This is a genomic window from Methanosphaerula palustris E1-9c (genome assembly GCF_000021965.1).
Taxonomy (GTDB): Archaea; Halobacteriota; Methanomicrobia; order Methanomicrobiales; family Methanospirillaceae; genus Methanosphaerula; species Methanosphaerula palustris.
Window position 1 is genome coordinate 2,091,726 of record NC_011832.1, and the last position, 20,775, is coordinate 2,112,500.

General features: G+C 57.2%; 17 protein-coding genes. 4 read left to right on the forward strand and 13 right to left on the reverse strand.

Annotation, left to right across the window (positions count from 1 at the left end):
* The first annotated feature begins 211 nt into the window (after nucleotides 1-211).
* Nucleotides 212-6,007, forward strand: a complete 5,796-nt coding sequence (locus tag MPAL_RS09825; protein WP_012618592.1) for a NosD domain-containing protein — start codon at nucleotides 212-214, stop codon at nucleotides 6,005-6,007.
* A gap of 34 nt (nucleotides 6,008-6,041) precedes the next feature.
* Here the strand turns inward: MPAL_RS09825 and MPAL_RS17340 are convergent, their stop codons facing one another.
* Nucleotides 6,042-6,425 carry a rubredoxin gene (locus MPAL_RS17340; protein ID WP_012618593.1) on the reverse strand — a complete coding sequence of 128 codons (384 nt, stop codon included), beginning with the start codon at nucleotides 6,423-6,425 and terminating at the stop codon, nucleotides 6,042-6,044.
* A gap of 105 nt (nucleotides 6,426-6,530) precedes the next feature.
* Here MPAL_RS17340 and MPAL_RS09835 point away from each other — a divergent pair, with 105 nt between their 5' ends.
* Nucleotides 6,531-8,396 (forward strand): YgiQ family radical SAM protein, encoded by a 1,866-nt coding sequence (locus MPAL_RS09835; RefSeq protein ID WP_012618594.1) that lies wholly within the window; start codon nucleotides 6,531-6,533, stop codon nucleotides 8,394-8,396.
* Here the strand turns inward: MPAL_RS09835 and rnz are convergent.
* From rnz to MPAL_RS09855, 4 genes are read right to left on the reverse strand one after another with little or no spacing between them, the layout of a single operon-like run.
* Nucleotides 8,383-9,324, reverse strand: a complete 942-nt coding sequence (gene rnz / locus MPAL_RS09840) for a ribonuclease Z (protein WP_012618595.1) — start codon at nucleotides 9,322-9,324, stop codon at nucleotides 8,383-8,385. The two genes, MPAL_RS09835 and rnz, sit on opposite strands and share 14 nt — an antisense overlap.
* Nucleotides 9,321-10,091 carry a sugar phosphate isomerase/epimerase family protein gene (locus MPAL_RS09845; RefSeq protein WP_012618596.1) on the reverse strand — a complete coding sequence of 257 codons (771 nt, stop codon included), beginning with the start codon at nucleotides 10,089-10,091 and terminating at the stop codon, nucleotides 9,321-9,323. Before MPAL_RS09845 ends, rnz begins: the two co-directional genes overlap by 4 nt.
* Nucleotides 10,091-10,639, reverse strand: a complete 549-nt coding sequence (locus MPAL_RS09850) for a dephospho-CoA kinase (protein ID WP_012618597.1) — start codon at nucleotides 10,637-10,639, stop codon at nucleotides 10,091-10,093. Before MPAL_RS09850 ends, MPAL_RS09845 begins: the two co-directional genes overlap by 1 nt.
* Complete coding sequence (locus MPAL_RS09855) at nucleotides 10,599-11,336, reverse strand: anaerobic ribonucleoside-triphosphate reductase activating protein (protein WP_012618598.1); 738 nt, start codon at nucleotides 11,334-11,336, stop codon at nucleotides 10,599-10,601. Before MPAL_RS09855 ends, MPAL_RS09850 begins: the two co-directional genes overlap by 41 nt.
* Nucleotides 11,337-11,493: 157 nt before the next feature.
* On the opposite strand from MPAL_RS09855, the gene thiC reads away from it, so the two are divergent.
* On the forward strand, nucleotides 11,494-12,768 hold the full coding sequence (thiC, locus tag MPAL_RS09860) for a phosphomethylpyrimidine synthase ThiC (protein WP_012618599.1): 1,275 nt from the start codon (nucleotides 11,494-11,496) through the stop codon (nucleotides 12,766-12,768).
* A gap of 379 nt (nucleotides 12,769-13,147) precedes the next feature.
* Here the strand turns inward: thiC and MPAL_RS17345 are convergent, their stop codons facing one another.
* From MPAL_RS17345 to MPAL_RS09890, 5 genes are all read right to left on the reverse strand, one after another.
* A complete protein-coding gene (locus tag MPAL_RS17345; protein WP_330217427.1) occupies nucleotides 13,148-15,607 on the reverse strand; it encodes a PKD domain-containing protein in 2,460 nt (819 codons plus the stop codon).
* Between the two features lie 357 nt (nucleotides 15,608-15,964).
* On the reverse strand, nucleotides 15,965-16,606 hold the full coding sequence (locus MPAL_RS09875) for a hypothetical protein (RefSeq protein ID WP_012618601.1): 642 nt from the start codon (nucleotides 16,604-16,606) through the stop codon (nucleotides 15,965-15,967).
* 342 nt (nucleotides 16,607-16,948) lie between these two features.
* Nucleotides 16,949-17,617: a hypothetical protein gene (locus MPAL_RS09880; RefSeq protein WP_012618602.1), complete on the reverse strand. Its 669-nt coding sequence runs from the start codon at nucleotides 17,615-17,617 to the stop codon at nucleotides 16,949-16,951.
* 262 nt (nucleotides 17,618-17,879) lie between these two features.
* Entirely contained in the window at nucleotides 17,880-18,548 is a 669-nt protein-coding gene (locus MPAL_RS09885) for a peptidylprolyl isomerase (RefSeq protein ID WP_012618603.1), read from the reverse strand.
* 88 nt (nucleotides 18,549-18,636) lie between these two features.
* Nucleotides 18,637-19,104 (reverse strand): peptidylprolyl isomerase, encoded by a 468-nt coding sequence (locus MPAL_RS09890; protein ID WP_012618604.1) that lies wholly within the window; start codon nucleotides 19,102-19,104, stop codon nucleotides 18,637-18,639.
* A 212-nt stretch (nucleotides 19,105-19,316) separates the two neighbouring features.
* On the opposite strand from MPAL_RS09890, the gene MPAL_RS09895 reads away from it, so the two are divergent.
* A complete protein-coding gene (locus MPAL_RS09895) occupies nucleotides 19,317-19,745 on the forward strand; it encodes a tetratricopeptide repeat protein (protein WP_012618605.1) in 429 nt (142 codons plus the stop codon).
* 83 nt (nucleotides 19,746-19,828) lie between these two features.
* Here the strand turns inward: MPAL_RS09895 and MPAL_RS09900 are convergent, their stop codons facing one another.
* Genes MPAL_RS09900 through MPAL_RS09910 form a run of 3 tightly spaced genes read right to left on the reverse strand, consistent with a single transcriptional unit; the run spans nucleotide 19,829 to nucleotide 20,774 of the window.
* Nucleotides 19,829-20,035 carry a hypothetical protein gene (locus MPAL_RS09900; RefSeq protein ID WP_012618606.1) on the reverse strand — a complete coding sequence of 69 codons (207 nt, stop codon included), beginning with the start codon at nucleotides 20,033-20,035 and terminating at the stop codon, nucleotides 19,829-19,831.
* 5 nt (nucleotides 20,036-20,040) lie between these two features.
* Nucleotides 20,041-20,469, reverse strand: coding sequence for a hypothetical protein (locus MPAL_RS09905; RefSeq protein ID WP_012618607.1), 429 nt, complete (start codon nucleotides 20,467-20,469; stop codon nucleotides 20,041-20,043).
* The gene (locus tag MPAL_RS09910; RefSeq protein WP_012618608.1) at nucleotides 20,466-20,774 is read right to left on the reverse strand and encodes an ArsR/SmtB family transcription factor; all 309 of its coding nucleotides are present in this window, start codon (nucleotides 20,772-20,774) and stop codon (nucleotides 20,466-20,468) included. The genes MPAL_RS09905 and MPAL_RS09910 overlap by 4 nt, the downstream gene beginning before the upstream one ends.
* Nucleotide 20,775: the final 1 nt, after the last annotated feature.

Here is a 20,775-nt window from a genome sequence, read left to right on the forward strand (position 1 = left end):
GCAGATCCCTGGAGATATCCCTTTATTTTTGGTTTTACTGATTTTCCAGGAGAAATACAAAAGAATAAACATCATATACACGAACTGCTCAAATAATAAATGAAGAGCCGGGCAGTTCAGAGTGCCCGGTCATCATGCCGGGGCTTTGGGCACAGTGTTTCCTGATCATGCTGCAGACCTGCGACAGACGGACTGCATAGGCGAGCATCGTATGACGAAAGGAGCCGTGCTTTTCTTCCTACTTGTGCTGGTCAGCATCATCGTCACCCCGGTATCGGGTGTGGATGTGACCGGTCCGATGACCATCTCATCGCCGGGCACTTACCAGTTGACCACCGACCTGACCTCAGGAGACGCCTCGATCTCCATCACCTCCTCTGACGTGGTGCTGGAGGGGAACGGTCATTCCATCGAGGGAGCAGGCTCTGATGCAGGTACTGCCGGGGTCTATGTCTACAGTGCCGGAGGACTCCTCTCGAACGTGGTCGTCAGGAACCTGAAGGTCAGCAACCACCAGTACGGGATCTATTTTGTCGGCGCCCAGAACGGAAAGATCGAGGGGTGCACGGTCGATGGAAACGCCTTCGGGATCGGCTGCAACCAGGATGCGAACGGGAATACCATCACCAGCAACACCATCACCGGCAACACCTACGGGCTGGCGATTACCTCTTCGAGCGCCAACAGCGTCAGCGATAATACGGTGACCGGGAACAGCGCGACCGGGGTATATCTCTACTCGACCAGTGGAAACACGATCACCAACAACAACTTCAACAATATAAAGAATGTCGATTTCAAGGGGTCGGTGCTGAGCAACACCTGGAGCACTGCGATCACTGCCGGGAGTAACATCATCGGCGGACAGAACCGGGGGGGAAACTTCTGGGGGAGCCCTGATGGGAACGGGTTCTCACAGAAGACGGCGGACGCCAACAGTGACGGGATCGCAGATCAGGCCCTGACACTTGCCTCCAACAACATCGACCAGTACCCCCTCGCCTCCTCGACAGCCCCGACATCGACAACCACCGGTACAACCACTTCCACCATCTCCCCCACAATCACACCAACGGTGACGGCCACCACCGCAACCATGACGACAGTGACGCTGACACCGACCGCTACAGTGACAGGGAACGAGATCCCGGTCACCGGGCCGATGGTGATCTCGTCCCCGGGGGTCTACGGACTGACGCAGGATATCGCCACGTCCGTCTCCGGCAATGCTGCGATCACGATCACCTCCAGCGATGTGATCCTGCATGGAAACGGCCATACGATGAGTAATGGGGTCGGAGGAGATACCTGGGGTCTGATCGTCATGAACGACAATCAGACGCTCTCCAATGTGACCGTTACCGACCTGACCGTCACGGCGTACAAGTACGGGGTCAGCCTGTATATCGTCCAGGCGAGCAGGATCACCGGCTGTCATATCACCGGCAGCACGGGAGTCGGTCTCGGCATCGCCGCATCGCAGTCCAACCAGTTCGTCAACAATTACTTCAACAACACCATCAACATCGTGAACTATGACCCGGAACCGAAGACCAACACCTGGAACACCCCGATCACAGCAGGTATCAACATCATCGGTGGGCCGAACCTGGGCGGCAACTTCTGGGGGGACCCGGACGGTAAAGGTTTCTCAGACCTGAACTCAGACACCAACGGAAACGGGATCTGCAGCGCCTCCTACAAGATAGATTCCCAGAACGAAGACCAGTTCCCGCTGACAAAGAATGTCGGAAGCGGTCAGCCCACCCCGACCCCGGTGACGACAGTGACGACGGGGACCACCACGATCACACCGACCTCCACAGTGCCGGTGCCGACCCATACCTCCGAGACGACAGTCACCACACTCTCAACAGTACCGACCGGGGTTCCCGGGACAACTATAACCACCACACCCACGACTGGCCCCACCATCATCACCACTACTACTACCACCACACCCCTGAACAGTACGATTGTCATCAGCGACCTCAACCTCGTTGGCGAATGGGTCAATATCACCAACAAAGGGTCGATTCCAGTCTCGCTTGAGAACTGGAAGATCCAGGATACTACAAAACAGAACCTGAAACTCCACACCTTCACCTTTGGGATCTTCACCCTTGCACCCGGTGCAACGGTCACCGTGCATACATTCAATGGAACAAATTCATCCACTGATCTCTATTGGGGTCTCAATGAAGAGGTCTGGAACAATGATGGCGACACAGCCTCTCTGTATGACAGTGCAGGTAATCTGATCAGTACATTCCCCCCAGCCACTCCCAGTGGAAACGTCACGCCAACCGTCACCCCGCTGTTGCCGGAGACGATCGTCCCGACGATCACTGCAGTACCGCCGCCGCCGGCTGACGCGATCCCGGTGACCGGACCGATCGTCATCACCAAGCCCGGCTACTACCTGCTGATGAACGACATCCAGCACACCGACGAGGTGGTCTGTATCGATATCCGGTGCTCGGATGTGACCTTCAACGGAAACGGCCACACGATCAGCGGCAGGAATGTCTTCAACACCTACGGTGTCTCGGTGTACCAGCCGTCGACCCGGTTGGAACGGGTGGTCATCACCAACCTGGCGACCGCCGACTGGTTCTACGGGGTCTCGTTCTGGGACACCCACGACGGGCGGATCAACACGGTCACGACCACCCGGGACCAGTACGGCATCATCCTCCAGTCCTCAACCGGAGACCTGATCGACAGCAACACCGCCCAGAGGAACACCCAGGGAGGGATCCTGCTCCTCGCCGGCAGTGACGAAAACATGATCTTCAAAAACGTCGCAGACGCCGACACCTGGGGGTTCTACCTCTCATCTGCAAAGAAGAACACCGTCCTCTCCAACTACGCCACCGCCAACAAACAGAACGGGATCGGCCTGTACAGCGCCGGCAACAACACGATCGTCAACAACTTCCTCAACAACACCCAGAACGTCGAGTTCCAGAGCACAACCCTGTCGAACAACTGGTCGGTCAACCTCTCGCTCGGCACCAATATCATCGGTGGCGTCCTCTTCGGCGGCAACTACTGGGCGGCGCCGACCGGGACCGGGTACTCGGAGACTGCAGTCGATGCGGACGTGAACGGTATCTGTGACCAGCCCTATACCATCGGTACCGGCAATGTGGATCAGAATCCACTGCACGCCACCGGCAGAAACCCGTTCGCCGCGATCCCGGTCAACAACTCGACCGTGATCACGGAACCAGGGACCTATGTCCTTCAGAACGATATCACCGGAAGCGAGGTCCCGGTCTGCATCGACATCAGGTGCTCTGATGTGATCTTCGACGGAATGGGCCATACGATCAGCGGCCTTGGTACCTTCAACACCTACGGTGTCTCGGTGTACAACGCATCCAAACAGCTCGAACGGGTGACCGTGAAGAACCTGACCGCCACCCAGTGGGGGTACGGGATCTCATACATGAACACCCAGCAGGGGACGATCGATCACTGCACCCTGACCGACAACCATTACGGGGTCGTCCTCACCACCTCGAGCACCACGATGCTCCGGGACCTGACGGCCATATCCAACCTTCAGGGCGGTATCCTCTTCCTTGCGGACAGTAAAGCCAACACCCTCTACAACTGCACCGCCGAGAGCAACCAGTGGGGGGTCTTCCTCTCCTCTGCCAGCGACAGCCTGCTCTTCAACAACCATATCATCAACAATAACCTGTCAGGACTGAGCCTGATCGCCGCCAACGACAACACGATCGTCAACAACTACTTCAGCAACGTCAACAACACCGACTTTGAAGACAAGATGGGCGCAAACGTCTGGAACATGTCGCTGACACCAGGGAACAACATCGCCGGCGGCCCCCTCTATGGCGGCAACTACTGGGGCGGCCCCAACCAGACCGGCTTCTCAGATCTCACCCCTGACGACAACAACGACGGGATCTGCGACCAGCCGTACCACCTGACCGCGACGAACGTCGACCTGTACCCCCTGCGGAATGTCTCCCCTCTCGGTCTCTACTACCCGATCACCGGACCGACCGTCATCACACGACCAGGACGATACCTGGTGATGCAGGACTTTTCGGCATCGGACGCTCAGGTCGGTATCGATATCAGGTCCTCTGATGTGATCGTCGATGGCATGGGTCACACCATCACCGGCGCCAAGAAGTTCAACTCCAATGGTCTCTCGGTCTACAACGACTCGGTCCAGCTCTCGAACATCACCATCTCCAACCTCTCCATGGGAAGCTGGTTCATCGGTGCGAACTATCTGAACACCCGGGACTGCAGGACCGATAATGTGACCACCGTCGGGAACGACTACGGGATCGTGCTCTCCATCGGAGAACGAATGCTCGTGAACCATACCGACGTATCCGCCAACACCTATGACGGCCTCTCGCTCTCCTCTGTGGTGAATTCACAGCTCATCGATATCACCGCAGACAGTAGTGGGTATGGCATCTGGTCGTCGGGGTCATCAGGGAACACCTATGTGAACTGTTCGGCCAGTAATAACCAGCAGGGGATACAGATCCAGAACTCAAAGAGCAACCTCTTCCAGAACACCACGGCAGAGAGCAACACGGTCGGCCTGAGTCTGCTCGATCAGAGTTCGTTCAACCAGGTCGAGGCCGGTTCGTTCAGCAAAAATGGCAGGGGGATTGTCATCAACAGTTCAGGAAACGCCACCATCTCCAACGTGACGGCCTCGAACTGTACAGCAGGGAGTGGGATTACCATCACCGACTCAGCCGGTTCGGTGTTGACCAGTAACCTGGCAGACCATAATACCAACGGTATCTCGCTGCAGAACTCCGACAACGGCGTGATTCACGCCAACCAGGTGACCAACAACACCAACAACGGAATATTGCTGAACGATGCGGCAGCGACGTTCATCTCCGAGAACAGTGCCACACTGAACGGAGACTCGGGACTCCTGCTGACCGGTTCCAGCAAAAACAGGATCGGGCAGAACACCCTCACCAGCAATGCTGTCGGGTTCCGGGCAGAGGGCTCATCAGATAACTCTCTGGTCGAGAACCTGATCACCACGAACGGTTACGCCGGGGTGAGTCTCGCCCAGTCCAGCAACAGGAATACAATCTTCCACAACACCGTCAGGGAGAATGACAAGGGTATCGTTATCGCAGACTCTGAGATGAACGTGATCACCGACAATATCTTCTCAAACCAGGTAAATGCGCTTCTCGCCGGAAACCCCGGAATGAACGCCTGGAATATCTCGGAGGAGACCGGCCCCAACATTGCAGGCGGGCCATACCAGGGCGGGAACTTCTGGACAAGCCCCGGTAAAAAGGGCTTCTCTGATGTGGCCGTCGACAATGACCATGATGGCTTCTCCGACCAGCCACTGACGATCGGAGCGAATAATGTCGACCAGCTCCCGCTCCTGATCTATGCCCAGGTCCAGACCCCGGTGCTCCCGACGACCTCGTTCACCGTCGACAAAACCAGCGGGGCCGCCCCGATGCAGATCCAGTTCACCGACACCTCGATCGGGAACCCGAGCCAGTGGCTCTGGGACTTCGGGGACGGCACCACCTCTTCAGAGCAGAACCCGTCACACATGTACTCCTGGGCAGGGATCTTCACGGTCAAACTGACCACCACCACCGCCGCCGGCTCGACCAGTACGATCCAGCGGAAGATGATCACGATCACCACCGACCAGGCGATGAGACCGGTCGCGAACTTCATCGCATCGTCGACGGACGGGACCTCCCCGATGAATGTCCAGTTCACCGACACCTCGATCGGACATCCGGATCACTGGATCTGGACCTTCGGCGACGGTTCCACCGATACCGTGCAGAACCCGTCGCACACCTACAAAACAGATGGCACCTACGCGGTGACCATGCAGGTCTCCAACCAGTACGGCACCGATACCGAGACAAAGGACGGGTTCATCACCGTCAGACAGTATGTCCGCACCGAACGAAACGGGGCACTGGTGCAGCCGGTTGTGCAGCCGTAAAAGAGGTTGAGAGAGGGACCCTGCCCTCCCTGTTTCAATCGATATCGAGCGGCTTGAACCCCTCTTTTCTGATCTTGCCATAATCCTTTCGGATCTTATCGTCCAGCTGGCAGACCGGACAGATGTAGTCGTCAGGGAGATCCTCGAACCGGGTCCCGGCCGGGATACCGCGATGGGGCTCTCCGCGCTTCTCATCATAGATATACCCACAGATCGGGCAGATGTATTTGGTTGGGTTCCACGGTTCAAAACCCCAGGTCCCGATCGTTCCCTTCCCCTGCAGCCCGCAGAGCGGACAGGCATAGTCATCAGGAAGGTCCTCAAAGGCGGTGCCTTCCGGGATTCCATGCGCGGGTTCGCCCCGTAACGGCGAGTAGATATACCCGCAGACCTTGCACTTATACCGTTTGACGGTCATCTCAGTTCCTCCCCCCGTCGATGATTCCGGGGGTTTGATGAGCATACTGCAACGTTGGTAATATACCTTGGGATTATGCAGTCAGACCGCCCACAGGTACCTGCTATGGACCAGGTCATGAAGAGAGACGAGCGGTGCAGAGGTGCCGGCAGACCGCAACCCGAGTTTCTGCCGATGTCAATGAGGGAGGCCAGAAAACTGGGGATCTCACAGTTCGATGTGATCCTGATCAGCGGGGACGCCTACGTGGACCATCCCTCCTTCGGGACGGCCCTGATCGGGCGGGTGCTCTGGGAGGCCGGGTACACCGTCGGGGTGATCGCCCAGCCGGACTGGCACGGTCCGGACGACCTGACCGCCCTCGGGAGGCCGCGGCTCTTCTTCTCAGTCTCCTCCGGGAGCGTCGACTCGATGGTGAACCATTACACCCCGAACAAAAAGAGGCGCTCGGAGGATGTGTACTCCCCGGGCGGGAGACCCAACCGGCCCGACCGGGCGACGATCGTCTACGCCCAGCAGGTACACGCCCTCTTCCCGGAGACGCCCCTGCTGCTCGGGGGGATCGAGGCGAGCCTGCGGCGGTTCGCCCACTACGACTACTGGTCCGACTCAATCAGACAGTCGATCCTCGCCGACGCCCCGGCAGACCTGGTCGTCTACGGGATGGGCGAGCAGCAGATCGTCGCGATCGCAGACCGGCTGAACACCGGTGAATCGATCGGGGAGATCATGGATATCGCCGGGACGACTGTGAAGATGGCGCCGAAGACCTGGCGGGCCACCGACCCGGGGGATGCGGTGGTGATCCCGTCGTACACCGAGGTCGCCGGGGATAAACGAGTGTATGCCGAAGCGTTTCGACTCCATGCGCTCGAACAGAACCCGATCACCGGCAGACGCGTCGTCCAGCCGCACTCAAAGACGGTGATCATCCAGAACCCGCCGGCCCTGCCTCTCTCAACCGAAGCACTCGATCGAATCTATGCCCTCCCCTTCACAAGGAAGGCCCACCCCTCGTACACCACGAAGGTTCCGGCCCTCGAACCGGTCAGGTTCTCGGTCACCAGTCACCGGGGGTGCTTCGGGTCCTGCTCGTTCTGTGCCCTGACCCACCACCAGGGCCGGATCATCCAGAGCAGGTCGGTCAGCTCGATCGTCGACGAGGTGACGAGGATGACCCGGATGAAGGGCTGGAAGGGGATCGTGCAGGACGTCGGCGGGCCGAGCGCCAACATGTACGGACTCTCCTGTCCCCGGTGGTGGACCCTCGGCCCCTGTGCCGACAGAGCCTGTTCCCCGGACTGTCTCTCCCTCACCGTCAGCCACCAGCAGCAGGTCGAGATGCTCAGCGCTCTTCGGGCGGTGCCGGGGGTTAGGAAGGTCTTCATCAGTTCCGGAGTCCGGTACGACCTGGTCCTCGCAGACCATTCGACCTATCTCCAGGACCTGGTCAGACACCATGTCTCAGGCCACCTGAAGATCGCACCCGAGCACTTCGTCGACAGCGTCACCGCCCGGATGCATAAACCGGGGAGGGCAATCTTCGAGACGTTCCAGCGTGCCTACGATAAAACGGTCAGAGAGACCGGTCTCCGGCAGTACCTGCTCCCCTACCTGATGTCAGGCCATCCAGGGTGCACGGTCGGAGACATGATCGAGATGGCCCGATATATCGAGGATCACCACCTCTACACCGAACAGGTACAGGACTTCACCCCAACCCCGATGTCGGTCTCGACCTGCATGTATGCGACCGGGCTGGATCCGTTCACGATGAAGCCGGTGCATGTCCCGACGGGGCGTGAAAAGCAGATCCAGCGGGCTTTCCTTCGGTACCGGGACCCCGCGAACGAGACGATGGTCAGGGAAGGGCTTGCCCAGACAAAAAGAGAGGACCTGATCGGATCAGGACCGAAATGCCTGCTCCCGGATCATCGTGCCGGAAAGATGATCGGATTCAGGCGTCCCTGAACGGGATCTCGATCATCGTCAGGTCGACCGGGGCGATCACCTCGCCATCGAACCGTTGTTTGGCATCGGCGAGGTGATCGGTCGAGGCGGTATACCGGGATGAGATATGGATCAGGGCGAGGGTCCGGGCCCGGATCGCCCTGGCCACATCGGCTGCCTCACCAGCGGTGGCATGGAAGACCTCTTTGGCCCTGGCCAGATCCGTATCATTATAGGTCGCATCATGGACGAGCAGGTCCGCGTCCATCCCGATCTCGCTCACCGCAGGGATCACCGGTCGGGTATCCCCGGTATAGATCACCTTTCTGCCGGGGCGCTCCACACCGACCACCTGTTCTGGCCGGACGATCCGTTCCTGACCGTCGACCGTCACCAGCACCTCTTCACCACGCTGCAGCCGGCCGAAGAGGGGGCCGGGTTTGACCCCGAGCCGGATCGCCTCCTCGCGATCGAACCGTCCCGGGCGAGGATCCTCCTCGAGCACGTACCCGACCGAGGTGATCCCATGCCTGGTCTTGAAGGCGCGGACCGTATACCCGTCGAACGGGACCACCATGCCGGGCAGCACCTCCTCCGACTTCAGTACGAACCGCATCTGGGTCTTGCCCATGTGCCGGACGTCCTCTGCGAACTCATGCACCCACTCTGGGCCGTATATCGTCAACGGCTCGGCCCTCCCCATGAACGAGAGGGTCTGGACCAGACCGAAGACCCCAAGGAAATGATCTGCATGCCAGTGGGTGATGAAGATCGCGTCAACCGTAAACCCGGTCCGGGCCCGCATCATCTGCTGTTGAGCGCCCTCCCCGCAGTCGAAGAGGAGGGTATCGGCCCCCCGTCTGACCATCAGGCATGCCGGGTTCTTCAGCGGGGAAGGCAGAGCCCCGGCCGTCCCGAGGAAGTAGACCTGCATCGTCTCCCCGCTCATACAAACCACCGCCGGAATGCAGCGGCAGACCGCCGTGCCTCCTCCAGGGACCGTCCCTCGACGACGGCGATTCCGCTGTACCGGCGTTTGACCTGCGGACCAATGGCAGCCCAGTCGATCGAACCGTCCCCGAGGGCGAGGTGTTCGTCGGAGAGGCCGTGGTTGTCGTGCAGGTGCATATGGTTGAACAGCTCGAGGTGTTCGAGGAACGGACCCACCTGCCCGGCCGTGTTGGCATGGCCGAGGTCGCAGGTGATCCCCACCCCTTCGATCCCCTCAGTCATGCCGATGATCTCCAGCGGAAACCGGCAGAGGAACTCTGCAACCCCGATCATGTTCTCCAGGCAGGCCAGCACCCCATGCTCCACCGCCACCTTCCCGATCTCCACCAGCGCCTCCTTCTGCAGGGCCCAGGTCCGGTGCGGGTCAAGCGCTCCGATCGTCGAGATATACCCCGGGTGGATCGTGACCCGATCGGTCAGATCGGCTGCATGGGCGATGCAGGCCGAGATCTGTCGAATCGACTCCTTCCAGATCGGATAGTTCAACGAGGCCAGGTTCAGGTCGTTATAGGGGGCATGGACCGAGGCTGCGAGGCCGGTCGTCTCCAGCACAGATTTCACCTGTGCGAAAGCCTTCGGGTCATCGAGACGGTACGGCCCGTCGGCCATGATCTCCCAGCCGTCGTACCCGGCCTCCTCCAGCGAGTAGACCCATTCAGGGGTATCCATCACCTTCGACGAGGAGGCGAAGAAGAGTTTCTGCATCAGACCGCCCCCTTCAGTGCTGCGAGCAGGGCGTGCACCTCAGCCGAGTACTCTGCGATGGTGCTGTCGTTGATCAGCGTCCGATCGGCCTCTGCAAGGGCACGGTCGAGACCCCACCGGATCTCGCGTTCATCACGCCGGTGCAGTTCCCCGGCAGAGAGCACATCATCGGTCCGTCCGCGCTGGCTGAGCCGGGCAAGGCGGACAGAGAAGTCAGACCTGATCCCGATCAGGTGAAAGTCCGGGAACTCCTGGCGGAAGATCGCCACCTCGGCATCACCCCGGATCCCGTCGACCAGCACCACCGACGCTCCGGTCGCCCGGATGAACGGGATCGAACTGACCGCAATCGCTCCCATCCCGTGGAGGTCGCGCAACCGCTGCGCAACCAAGCCAAAACTCTGGTCGGTCTCCGGCATCCCTGCCTCCTTCACCGCCGCACGGATCACGTCCCCCATCACCACAACCGGGATCCCCATCGCTTCTGCTATCCGCGAGAACTCCCCTTTACCGCTCGCCGGCAAACCAACGATCCCTATTACCTTCATACCAGTATTCTCCCCCGGTTCGTGTCCGGATTCTGACCCTGCGTCCGATCTGATCGGCCACCCGCTGCAGTTCACGATCGGTGAGCGGGGCAAGTCTCCCCTGCACCCCCTGCTGCAGCACCAGGTCCACTCCACCGACGGTTGAAGCGATGTACTGTACATCACCCTCATAGCCAGGGAAGAGGGTGATCACCACCTCGAACTCTTCCAGCCTCCCCTCCAGGTGTGCGGATCTGCAGAGTTCAAGCGACTGCTGCACTTCGGCGACGAGGTCGACACCGAAGAGGTTCGGGTACCGCTCCCACCGGGCCTTGATATCCAGTGCCACCCGGTCGACCAGTTCGTTCTCGATCAGATAGGCCAGAGCGGCCGGATAGACACCATTGGTCTGCACACCGGTGGCAAGCCCGAGATCATGCGCTGCCGCTGCCAGAGCAGCCAGCGGCTCTACCTGCGCCGTCGCTTCCCCGCCTGAGAAGACCACCCCGCTGATCAGAAACCCGGAGGAACTGATCATGGATCTGACCTCGCTCACCTCACGGAGGTCGGTACCTCCGAGGATCGCACGGTTCTGGCAGTAGGGGCACCTGACCGGACAGCCACGAAAGAAGACCGTACAGACGGCCCGCCCGGGCCAGTCGACGGTGCTGAGTGGGACGAACCCACCAAAGTTGACCTTCAGTGCATCACCGTTCATCACCTATAGGAAAGCAGTTTTATTGAATCTATTGACCCGGTCAGATAAAGTAGACCTGCGTTAACGTAAACAAATTTACTTGTTATGAAAACAAGCAGAACTTAGTCCAGAAATCGGAAAAGAAGCCTTTATCTGCTTGTTCTTCACATGATCTGGTATGAGTCTGATCAAGGATGCACAGCGCGGCCTCGTCACCGAGGAGATGAAGCTGGTCGCTGCACAGGAGGGCGTAACCGAGGAGTTCGTCAGAAAAGGGGTCGCTGGAGGGCATATCGTTATTCCGGTCTCCCCCTACCGAAAGGTTAAGATCTGCGGGATCGGCGAGGGGCTCCGCACCAAGGTGAACGCCTCGATCGGAACATCCTCCGATATCAGCGACGTTTCGGTGGAGATCGAGAAGGTCAGGCAGGCAGAACTGGCAGGTGCCGATACGCTGATGGAACTCTCCACCGGCGGGGACCTGGCCGACATCAGGCGCCAGGTCATCGCAGCCACCTCCCTCTCGGTCGGTTCCGTGCCCCTGTACCAGGCTTTCATCGAGGCTGCCCATAAGAAAGGCGCAGTTGTCGATATGGAGGCGGACGACCTCTTCCGGATCACTGCCGAACAGGCAAAGGCAGGCACCAACTTCATGGCGATCCACACGGGGATCAATTACGAGACGATGAAGCGGCTGCAGAACCAGGGCAGGCACGCCGGGCTCGTCTCCCGCGGCGGTGCGTTCATGACTGCATGGATGCTCCACAACGAGAAGGAGAACCCACTCTACGCTGAGTTCGACTACCTCCTCGAGATCATGAAGGAGCATGAAGTGACCCTCTCGATGGGGAACGGCATGCGAGCCGGCGCCGTCCATGACTCTACGGACCGTGCAGCCATCCAGGAATTGCTGATCAACGCAGAACTGGCAGACAAAGCCTTCAACGAAGGGGTTCAGACGATCGTCGAGGGACCCGGGCATGTCCCGATCGATGAGATCCAGGCCAATGTGATCCTGCAGAAGCGGGTCACGAACCGCAAGCCCTTCTACATGCTCGGCCCACTGGTCACCGACATCGCACCAGGCTACGATGACCGGGTCGCCATGGTCGGTGCAGCTCTCTCCTCGTCGTACGGTGCAGACTTCATCTGCTATGTGACGCCGGCGGAGCATCTGGCCCTTCCGACACCTGAAGAGGTCTTCGAGGGAGTCATCTCCTCCCGTATCGCAGCTCACATCGGGGACATGGTCAAGCTGAACAAGCGCGACGATGATCTGGAGATGGGACATGCGAGAAAAGCCCTCGACTGGGACCGGCAGTACGCAGTTGCAATCAACCCGAAGAGGGCGAAGGAGATTCGGGACAGCCGGATGCCGGCCGATACCGACGGGTGCACGATGTGCGGCGACTACTGTGCCATCAAGATCGTCGCCAAGCACTTCAACTTCTAATCCTTTTTTTGACTGACGTTGAGCGGTCCAATCGTTTGAATCGATCAAGTCTGGATGATACTTCGGCGACAGATCAGTTCCTAGACTGCGGATTTGGGAAATAACCTGCCGATCATCAATCAGAGGTGAGGTGAACACCACACCTACCGATCTGATCATTTCTGCGCCTCTCCTGATGGTCGGGAATGCTTCAGAGCATCGATCATACTCATTCCATGAACGAATAGAGATCGATCTGGAGAAAAGAGATATTCAATCAGTTGTTCTGTTGATGTTCCGCTGTTGCCCTCATCGGCTGCACGAGCATTGGATGCATCATCGGCAGCGCTGAGATCGCCTATCAGGACAAATCCGGGAGTCGGAAAAAAAAGGGTTCGACTCAGCCCCTCAGGGCGAAGGTGATCCAGTTGATGTTGACATAGTCGGTCGGGAATACAAGTCTCAGCCGGTGCTGGCCGGCCGGCAGCGTCACTTGTGCCGAGACCGTCTGGAAGACAGGCCAGTCACCGGTATTCGGGACAGTCACGGTTGCCACAGGTGTGGTCCCTCCATCGACATACACCTGGACTGTTGAACCTGCATGGGAGGAGGCAACCCTGAACCCAGCATCATACGTGCCGGCAGTGCTGACGTTCACCGTGTACGCAAGCCATTCGCCGGCACGGATCCAGCCCACGTTCGGCGACCCGTCGGTGTCGAGCTGTTCGATATCGACGTCGTCATGCCGGTAGACCCCACCCTCGTTCCCAGGGGTTGTGTCATGGTAGGCGACACCCTCACCGCCGAGGTCGTAGTCCTCGGCCTGCAGGGTGCCGGGGAGGTTGTGCGGGCCGTTGTATGCCTGACCGGTCGGGGTCAGGTTCACGGTTATATCCACGTTCTGGTCTTTACCAGGATGGTCGGTGATGGTTCCGGAGACGGTGGTGTATCCATCTTTCTGGACCGTGTAGGTTCTGTAGGGAGTTCCGGTGGTATAGACCTGTATCTTCAGAATCCCCTGTGCGATCGTCCCCTTGGTGGTCTGATCGAAGAGGACTGTGGCTCCATCCACATTACAGTGGATCGTATACCATCCCTGATCCCCACCCTCCGAGGTCGGGGTGGTTGTGACCGGCACCGTCGGTACTGTCACCGATATGGTCTTATTTGAAGATCCAGCGGCATTGGTCGCGGTCTGTTTGATCGTATACGTGCCAGCCTGCCAGTAGGTGAACTGGAAGTTCCGATAGGCGGTGGTCGTGCCATCACCGAGGTCGTACCGAACCGAGGTCGCGTTCACGGAGGTGTCGGTCACCAGGATGCCCATTGAGCCGGCTCCACCCTGGGGGGTGACCGTGAAGTTGGCCACTGGCGGGTATCCGGTTGCGGTCGGTGCAGGTGTTACCGTTGAAGTCACGGTCACCGTCGGGGTTGGCGTCACCGGGGCGGTGACGTTGATGTAGTCATCGACCGTCTTCACCTGGGTTCCGTTCGAACCAATTGCGTAGAGGGAGACAGTGTACCTGCCGGCCGTATCATAGCGATGAACGGGGTTCTGATCGAACGAGGTTCCCCCGTCGCCGAACTGCCAGTAATAATACTGGACCGAGCCGTTGATCGATTCATTGAACTGCACGCCGAGCGGAGCAAGGCCGGCCGTTACATTTGCCGTGAACCCGACCATCGGCGGGTCGCTCACCGTGATGTACCCGGTCTTCTGCGTGTAGACACTGCCGTAGTCTGCACTGGAGATGACCAGGGTCACCGTGTAGGAACCCGGCTGTGTATAGGTATGGACCGGGTTCTGATCGGTCGAGGTCGCACCGTCACCGAACTGCCACTGGTATCCGCTCGCAGTAGAGGATTCGTCAGTGAACTGCGCGGTGAGTGGCGTCGGGCCGGAGGTCACGTTGGCCGTGAAATTCGCTGTCGGCACGGTGTTGACGATGACGCACCGGTACTGGGTGCAGGTGTCGCTCGTCTCGTCATTCGAAGCAGTCAGGACCACGTTGTAGGCGCCGGTCTGGTTGTAGATATGGGTCGGGTTCTGCTCGGTGGAGGTGGTGCCGTCACCAAAGTCCCATTTCCAGGCGGTCGGCGAGCCAACGGTCTGGTCCAGGAACCTGACCGAGTACGGGGCCTGGCCGACATGCCCGAAGGCGTAGAAGCCGGCGGTGAATATCGGGACGAGCTGGATGTTATGAGGAACTCCATCATCTGAACCTTTATAAGTTATCCTGATTTCTGAATTGGAGTATGACTGATATCCATTCTTGACTGCAGTCAGGGTATAATTAGGGGGAATATAGCCATAGGAGATAGTACTTCCATTAAAGTGATTGAGACCCTGCTCGTTCAGATTAAGGGGAAATATATAGTATCCCGTATTTTTCGATGTCGTCGAGCTGATGAGAAAATCTCCCGACGAAGGATCGGTTAGGGTGAGTTGGACGTCCGACACCGGCTGATGGGTGACTGAATTGTATACGTAACCCGCCACCCCGGGGGTGAGTTTGATGGTCCCCAGGTCTTTAGAATGATACACTTCAGCCTCGGTGACGTTGACGGTGGTGCGGTATTCATCATAACAGTTTTCATCCTGGAAATCCAGTTTCACAAAATACTGACCATCATCAAATCCAACGATGGTGTTCGGGAGGCTGAAACTCCCATCAGCCAGGGAATAGGCAGTACCTTCCTTAGTATCGATCTCAACACCGGGTATGGGAAGACCAGTGAATTGATCGACAACGGTACCTGTCAGGTTTGTCGTGGCGGCCGGACCAGCCGACACCGGCGCGATCAGCAACAGACAGGAGATGAGAGTCAGCACGATCAGCAGCCAGGTCATTCTTTTCATAAGAGTCATCATAGTACTAACCAGCCGATAACCGGTTTATACTTTTCTATTTTTTGCGTACAAATCGCTTTTTTTTGAAAATTCGGGTACAGATCCCATAGAAACAGAGCCTGAAATATTAAAAAATTGAGATCATATGGCCCTGTTGAAACCCTTCTGATCATCCTCAAATATTCCCCATCGATCCATCAACCGGGCTACACTTTTTCCATTTTTTTAAGATTTTTCAACAGAGCCGATCATACGGAAATCAGCAGGATCACGAAGTCAGACGAAAACTTCAACACCAGCCAGAGGGTGCCTGCCGACAGGGTCATCGACCCAAGGAACAGGATCAGAAAAAATAGAATGTTCTGATCATTTCAAAGCCGCAAGGCTGGCGAAGTCGATCGCATTGACGATGGAATCATAGTCCGCCTTCGTCCCGTGGTCGACCGAGACATAGATCATGAACCGGTCGTTCACCGAGATCCATGCCCCATAGGTATCCGGCTTCGTATAGACCTCCCAGGCCGGGTTCCCCTTCACCTGAGTGCTTCTGAAATACCCGTCAGTGCTCTCCATCGACTGGAACCCACTCCAACTGCTCTTGAATCCGACATCTTGATTGGCAGTGTCCTGATAGGTGATACTGGCCGTGGTATCCTTGTTCGTAGCGCTCTTATAACTCCCCGTCGCCATCGTCCAGGGGCGGCCGTTCGTGTCCGTCATCGTCAATCCGTTCGGCTTTTCATCGATTACCCAGCCTGCAGGTGCCGCCGGAATCAGGGCCACCATCTTGTCGTAGTCCACAGCCTGGACAACCGTGCCGGTGCCGGTCGTCGATGATCCGCTTGTCCCGGCTGTCGAGGTCGACTGCAATGGTGCCGTGGTCGCAACCGTGTTCGTCGTACTCTGCTGTCCAGACGTCGACGAGGTACACCCGGAGACCAGGACCAGACCGAGGATCAGCAGGACCAGGAGAGGAACGGATGCATGTTCCTTGTGAATGATCTTCATACAAACCTCCAATGGTTATAGACCCTCCATAGACATACCAAGTTAAAAATATACCGAAAAAAATCGTCATCTGACTTCAAGGTTTGCGAAATTCGTTTATAGAATGATGAAGACAGACCGTGAACTTCATAAGTAGTTCAATCTGGATTTATACGCCAGATCATCATCAGAAACGCGGATCATACCTCATCACAGAGTTCTCAGGTCAGTCCGTGTTCTTCCTCCCCCGGACAACGGGTGAGAGAACCGGGAATCACCGATACAGAGAAAATGGTACAGATCTTCATCGGGTGAACGTTTCTGAGACTCACGACAGGTGTTTGAAAAAAGGGAGAGAGCTAATCATTTCAGAGCCGCAATGCCGGCGAAATCGATCGCATTGATGATGGAGTCATAATCAGCCTTCGTCCCGTGATCGACCGAGACATAGATCATGAACCGGTCATTCACCGAGACCCATGCACCATAGGAATCGGGCTTGGTGAAGACCTCCCAGGCAGGATTCCCCTTCACCTGGGTGCTCTTGAAGGAGCCGTCCGAGTTCTCCACCGCATGGAAATTCTTCCAGTTGCTCCTGAACCCGACATCCTGATTGGCAGTGTCCTGATAGGTGATACTGGCCGTGGTATTCTTGTTCGTAGTGCTCGTATAACTCCCTTTTACCATTGTCCAGGGATGACCTTCCGTCTCTGTCATGGTAAATCCGGTCGGCTTATCAGTCATCACCCAGCCGGCAGGGGCCGCGGGAAGCAGGGCTATCATCCTGGTGGAATCCACGGACTGGTTGCCCGTGCCTGAACTGGCGCCGGAAACCGAGGTGGAACCGATCGCCTGGGCCGTCGTTCCGGCCGCCGAGGTCGACTGCGATGATGCCATGGTCGTGACCGCAGTGGTTGTCTTCTGTTGATCTGATGGTGACGAGGTGCACCCCGAGACCAGCACCAGGCCGATGATCAGCAGAACCAGCATGAGAGCCGGACGTGATACCTGATTCTTTTGAACGATTGTCATTCGAACCTCCACATACTAGCGTCAATTCGTCGATAGTTCATGATAAAAATTTACCGAAATGAAAAATCGTCATCGACCATAAAATGATGCGAAATAGGTATATACGAACGTAATTATTTGATACGAATCACCACGTGAGATCCAATCCAGGATCTTCAGACCAAACACCTGTTCCCTTTCACCCAGGACAGAAGAGGGATACGCCCGGATATGGGATCACTAAAAAAAGGGAATTAAAGGTTCTTGTACCCGACGATTCGGTTCAGACGATCTCAGCTGAGGTGATCGTCACCGGCTGCACCGGGCGATCGTTCGTGTCGGTCTTGACCTTCGCAATCGCGTCGACGACATCCATCCCACTGACAACCGTGCCGAACGCAGGGTGCTTCGTATCCAGGTAGTTGTTGTTCACCAGATTGATGAAGAACTGGCTGCCACCGGTGTTGGGACCGGCGTTGGCCATCGCGATGGTCCCGCGATCGTTCTTGTTGTGATCGGTGAACTCGTCAGGGATCGTATACCCCGGACCGCCGGTGCCGTCACCCTTCGGGTCGCCGCCCTGGATCATGAACCCGGCGATCACCCGGTGGAAGGTCAGGTTGTTGTAGAACCCTTTCTGGACAAGTTTTTCGAAGTTCCCGGTCGTGACCGGCATATCCCCGTACAGCTGGATCGTGATATCACCCATCGAGGTGTGCAGGATGGCCTTCTTCCCGGTCAGGTTGGCCGCAGAACTCGTTCCATTGGTTGTATTCTTTGCAGAGGTGGTCGCTGCGGCTGCAGTGGTGACTGCAGTGGCGACGGTGGTGGTCGCCTGACCAGAGACCGAAGAGGTCTGTTGCTGGCTCTGGGGGGTACTCGTGCATCCGGCGATGAAGAGGGATGCTGCGAGGATCAGCCCGACACAGAGCAGAATATGTGCTCGTCTCATCCATACAAGCTCACCGCCATCCCTATATGAGGATTGCGGCAACGAAATAATTCCAAAAAAAAGAAGGCTTCCCCTCGGATTGATGCGATCAGATGATCTCTGCCGTGACGATCGTCACCGGGGTCTGCGGGCGGTCGCTCCGGTCGGTCCGGACCTTTGCGATCGCGTCGATGACCTCCATCCCGCTGACGACCTTTCCAAAGACCGGGTGCTTCTGGTCCAGGAAGTTGTTGTTCACCAGGTTGATGAAGAACTGGCTGCCACCGGTGTTGGGGCCGGCATTGGCCATCGAGATGGTCCCACGGTCGTTCTTATTGTGGGCCGTGAACTCATCAGGGATCACATACCCGGGCCCGCCGGTGCCGTCACCCTTCGGGTCGCCGCCCTGGATCATGAACCCGTCGATCACCCGGTGAAAGGTCACGTTGTTATAGTAGCCTTTCTGCACGAGAGACTCGAAATTTCCTGCGGTCACCGGCATATCCGCATCCAGCTGGATGGTCACATCGCCCATCGAGGTATGCAGAACAGCCTTCTTGCCTGTCTCATTTGCCATTGGTATCAAACTCCATGAATACTTACTGTGGTGTGAGTTCCGTTCGACGCAAGGCCTCTGGGTCTGCGCTCGTCTCAGCCTTACAAACTCATCATCATCCCTATATGAGAGTTGTGGCGGTACGTGACCAGAGAAAAAAGACCCGGACAGAGAGGCGATCAGAGGAGGAAGATTGAGAAGGAACCAGAACCCACCAATCATAAGGGAGAGAGATGAGGCCTGCCAGGATAGAGATACTGCTGATCGTGATGCTCATCGGGGGCGTTGCGCTTGCCGGGTGCACTGCACAGAAGAGTTCAGACACTACCAGTGGTGCCGGTGGGGATGCGGCAACCATCTTCGCCCAGGCCGACACCCTCGGCGAACAGGGGAACTACCAGCAGGCCCTGACCGCATACGACCAGGGACTGCAGATCGATCCAAACAACATCGAAGCGTTGAACGGAAAAGGGGCGACCCTCCGGGCACTCGGACGCGATGACGAGGCGCTGGCTGCATTCACCCGGGCGACCGAGGTCGATCCATCCTCTGCGCCGTCCTGGATGAACAGGGGCGATGTACTCGAACGGCTCGGCAGAACCACCGAGGCGGATGCGGCCTACAAAAAGGCAACAGACCTGGGCGGCACCGCCCAGCAATGACTGGAGACTGATCTCCCTCATTTCATCCTGGAACGCAGCGCTGCATTTCGATCTGGTTCATGGATGAACCGATCGGTGCCAGGTCAATCCGTTACCTGTTCGAGGATGCGTTCAATGTTGTCAATTTTTTTGTGCATGATCTCAACGGTCTGTCTGAGTAAGGCGATCTCCGTTTTAATATCAGCCAGTTCTGTTCTCCGATCTGATTGAGATCCAAACTGTTTCTCAATCCATTCCTTGAGATCCCGGGTATCTCCCGGATTTATGATACCGGTCAGTTGTGTATCCATGCATCTCACTCCCCCACATTCACAAGAATACGTTCAATATGTTCGAGTTTTTTCTCCATCCCATCCACCTTTTCATTCATAGCAGCAAGTGTCGCCCCTACCTTTTCCGATTCAGGTTTTTGCGCAACCAGCAGGTCCAGTTTTGCAAGCATCGCGTCCAGGTACGTCTCGATCCACATCTTAATTCTGGTCACCACCATGTGAATCGCCATAAAAATGAGAATTAACAGGAATACCTGCATGAGAATCGACGCAAGGGTCATCACCATTGAAAGGAGTCCCTGGCTGGCATTAAATGCAGTCTGATCTTGCTGGTTTGACATCCAGTAAGAACTTGCGATTCCTCCGGCAATGAGCAACCCGAGCAGCAAGGCCGTTAACGCAATCACCATCTTCGTTATCCAGTGAAAATCCCGGATCGTTTTGAAATTCATCTTCCTCCCCCTTCCAGTTTCTCTATGAGATCCAGATTTAGTACCAGTTCGAAGGGCACTGCCCTGTAATATCGTTTGAGGTACGGTGGTTCCTGTGCAACGCGATTGGTACCAACAACAAGGCCGGCCTTTTCAAACTGTTTTAAATATATGTTCACAAGAGGCCGGGAGACCCCGATCTCTTCGGATATCTCCCTCGCAAACTTTTCTTCGTGGGAGATCGCTTTGAGAATGTTGAGTCGCTGTTCATTTCCCAAAAAACCCAGAAGTTTTGCCAGTTCGGGAATGGAATTTGGTTCAAACATC

Excerpts from the sequence above, each read along its gene's own strand:
- MPAL_RS09825 (WP_012618592.1), top strand. The coding sequence starts at position 212 with ATGACGAAAGGAGCCGTGCTTTTCTTCCTACTTGTGCTGGTCAGCATC.
- MPAL_RS17340 (WP_012618593.1), bottom strand. The coding sequence starts at position 6,425 with ATGACCGTCAAACGGTATAAGTGCAAGGTCTGCGGGTATATCTACTCG.
- MPAL_RS09835 (WP_012618594.1), top strand. The coding sequence starts at position 6,531 with ATGGACCAGGTCATGAAGAGAGACGAGCGGTGCAGAGGTGCCGGCAGA.
- rnz (WP_012618595.1), bottom strand. The coding sequence starts at position 9,324 with ATGAGCGGGGAGACGATGCAGGTCTACTTCCTCGGGACGGCCGGGGCT.
- MPAL_RS09845 (WP_012618596.1), bottom strand. The coding sequence starts at position 10,091 with ATGCAGAAACTCTTCTTCGCCTCCTCGTCGAAGGTGATGGATACCCCT.
- MPAL_RS09850 (WP_012618597.1), bottom strand. The coding sequence starts at position 10,639 with ATGAAGGTAATAGGGATCGTTGGTTTGCCGGCGAGCGGTAAAGGGGAG.
- MPAL_RS09855 (WP_012618598.1), bottom strand. The coding sequence starts at position 11,336 with ATGAACGGTGATGCACTGAAGGTCAACTTTGGTGGGTTCGTCCCACTC.
- thiC (WP_012618599.1), top strand. The coding sequence starts at position 11,494 with ATGAGTCTGATCAAGGATGCACAGCGCGGCCTCGTCACCGAGGAGATG.
- MPAL_RS17345 (WP_330217427.1), bottom strand. The coding sequence starts at position 15,607 with ATGAAAAGAATGACCTGGCTGCTGATCGTGCTGACTCTCATCTCCTGT.
- MPAL_RS09875 (WP_012618601.1), bottom strand. The coding sequence starts at position 16,606 with ATGAAGATCATTCACAAGGAACATGCATCCGTTCCTCTCCTGGTCCTG.
- MPAL_RS09880 (WP_012618602.1), bottom strand. The coding sequence starts at position 17,617 with ATGACAATCGTTCAAAAGAATCAGGTATCACGTCCGGCTCTCATGCTG.
- MPAL_RS09885 (WP_012618603.1), bottom strand. The coding sequence starts at position 18,548 with ATGAGACGAGCACATATTCTGCTCTGTGTCGGGCTGATCCTCGCAGCA.
- MPAL_RS09890 (WP_012618604.1), bottom strand. The coding sequence starts at position 19,104 with ATGGCAAATGAGACAGGCAAGAAGGCTGTTCTGCATACCTCGATGGGC.
- MPAL_RS09895 (WP_012618605.1), top strand. The coding sequence starts at position 19,317 with ATGAGGCCTGCCAGGATAGAGATACTGCTGATCGTGATGCTCATCGGG.
- MPAL_RS09900 (WP_012618606.1), bottom strand. The coding sequence starts at position 20,035 with ATGGATACACAACTGACCGGTATCATAAATCCGGGAGATACCCGGGAT.
- MPAL_RS09905 (WP_012618607.1), bottom strand. The coding sequence starts at position 20,469 with ATGAATTTCAAAACGATCCGGGATTTTCACTGGATAACGAAGATGGTG.
- MPAL_RS09910 (WP_012618608.1), bottom strand. The coding sequence starts at position 20,774 with ATGTTTGAACCAAATTCCATTCCCGAACTGGCAAAACTTCTGGGTTTT.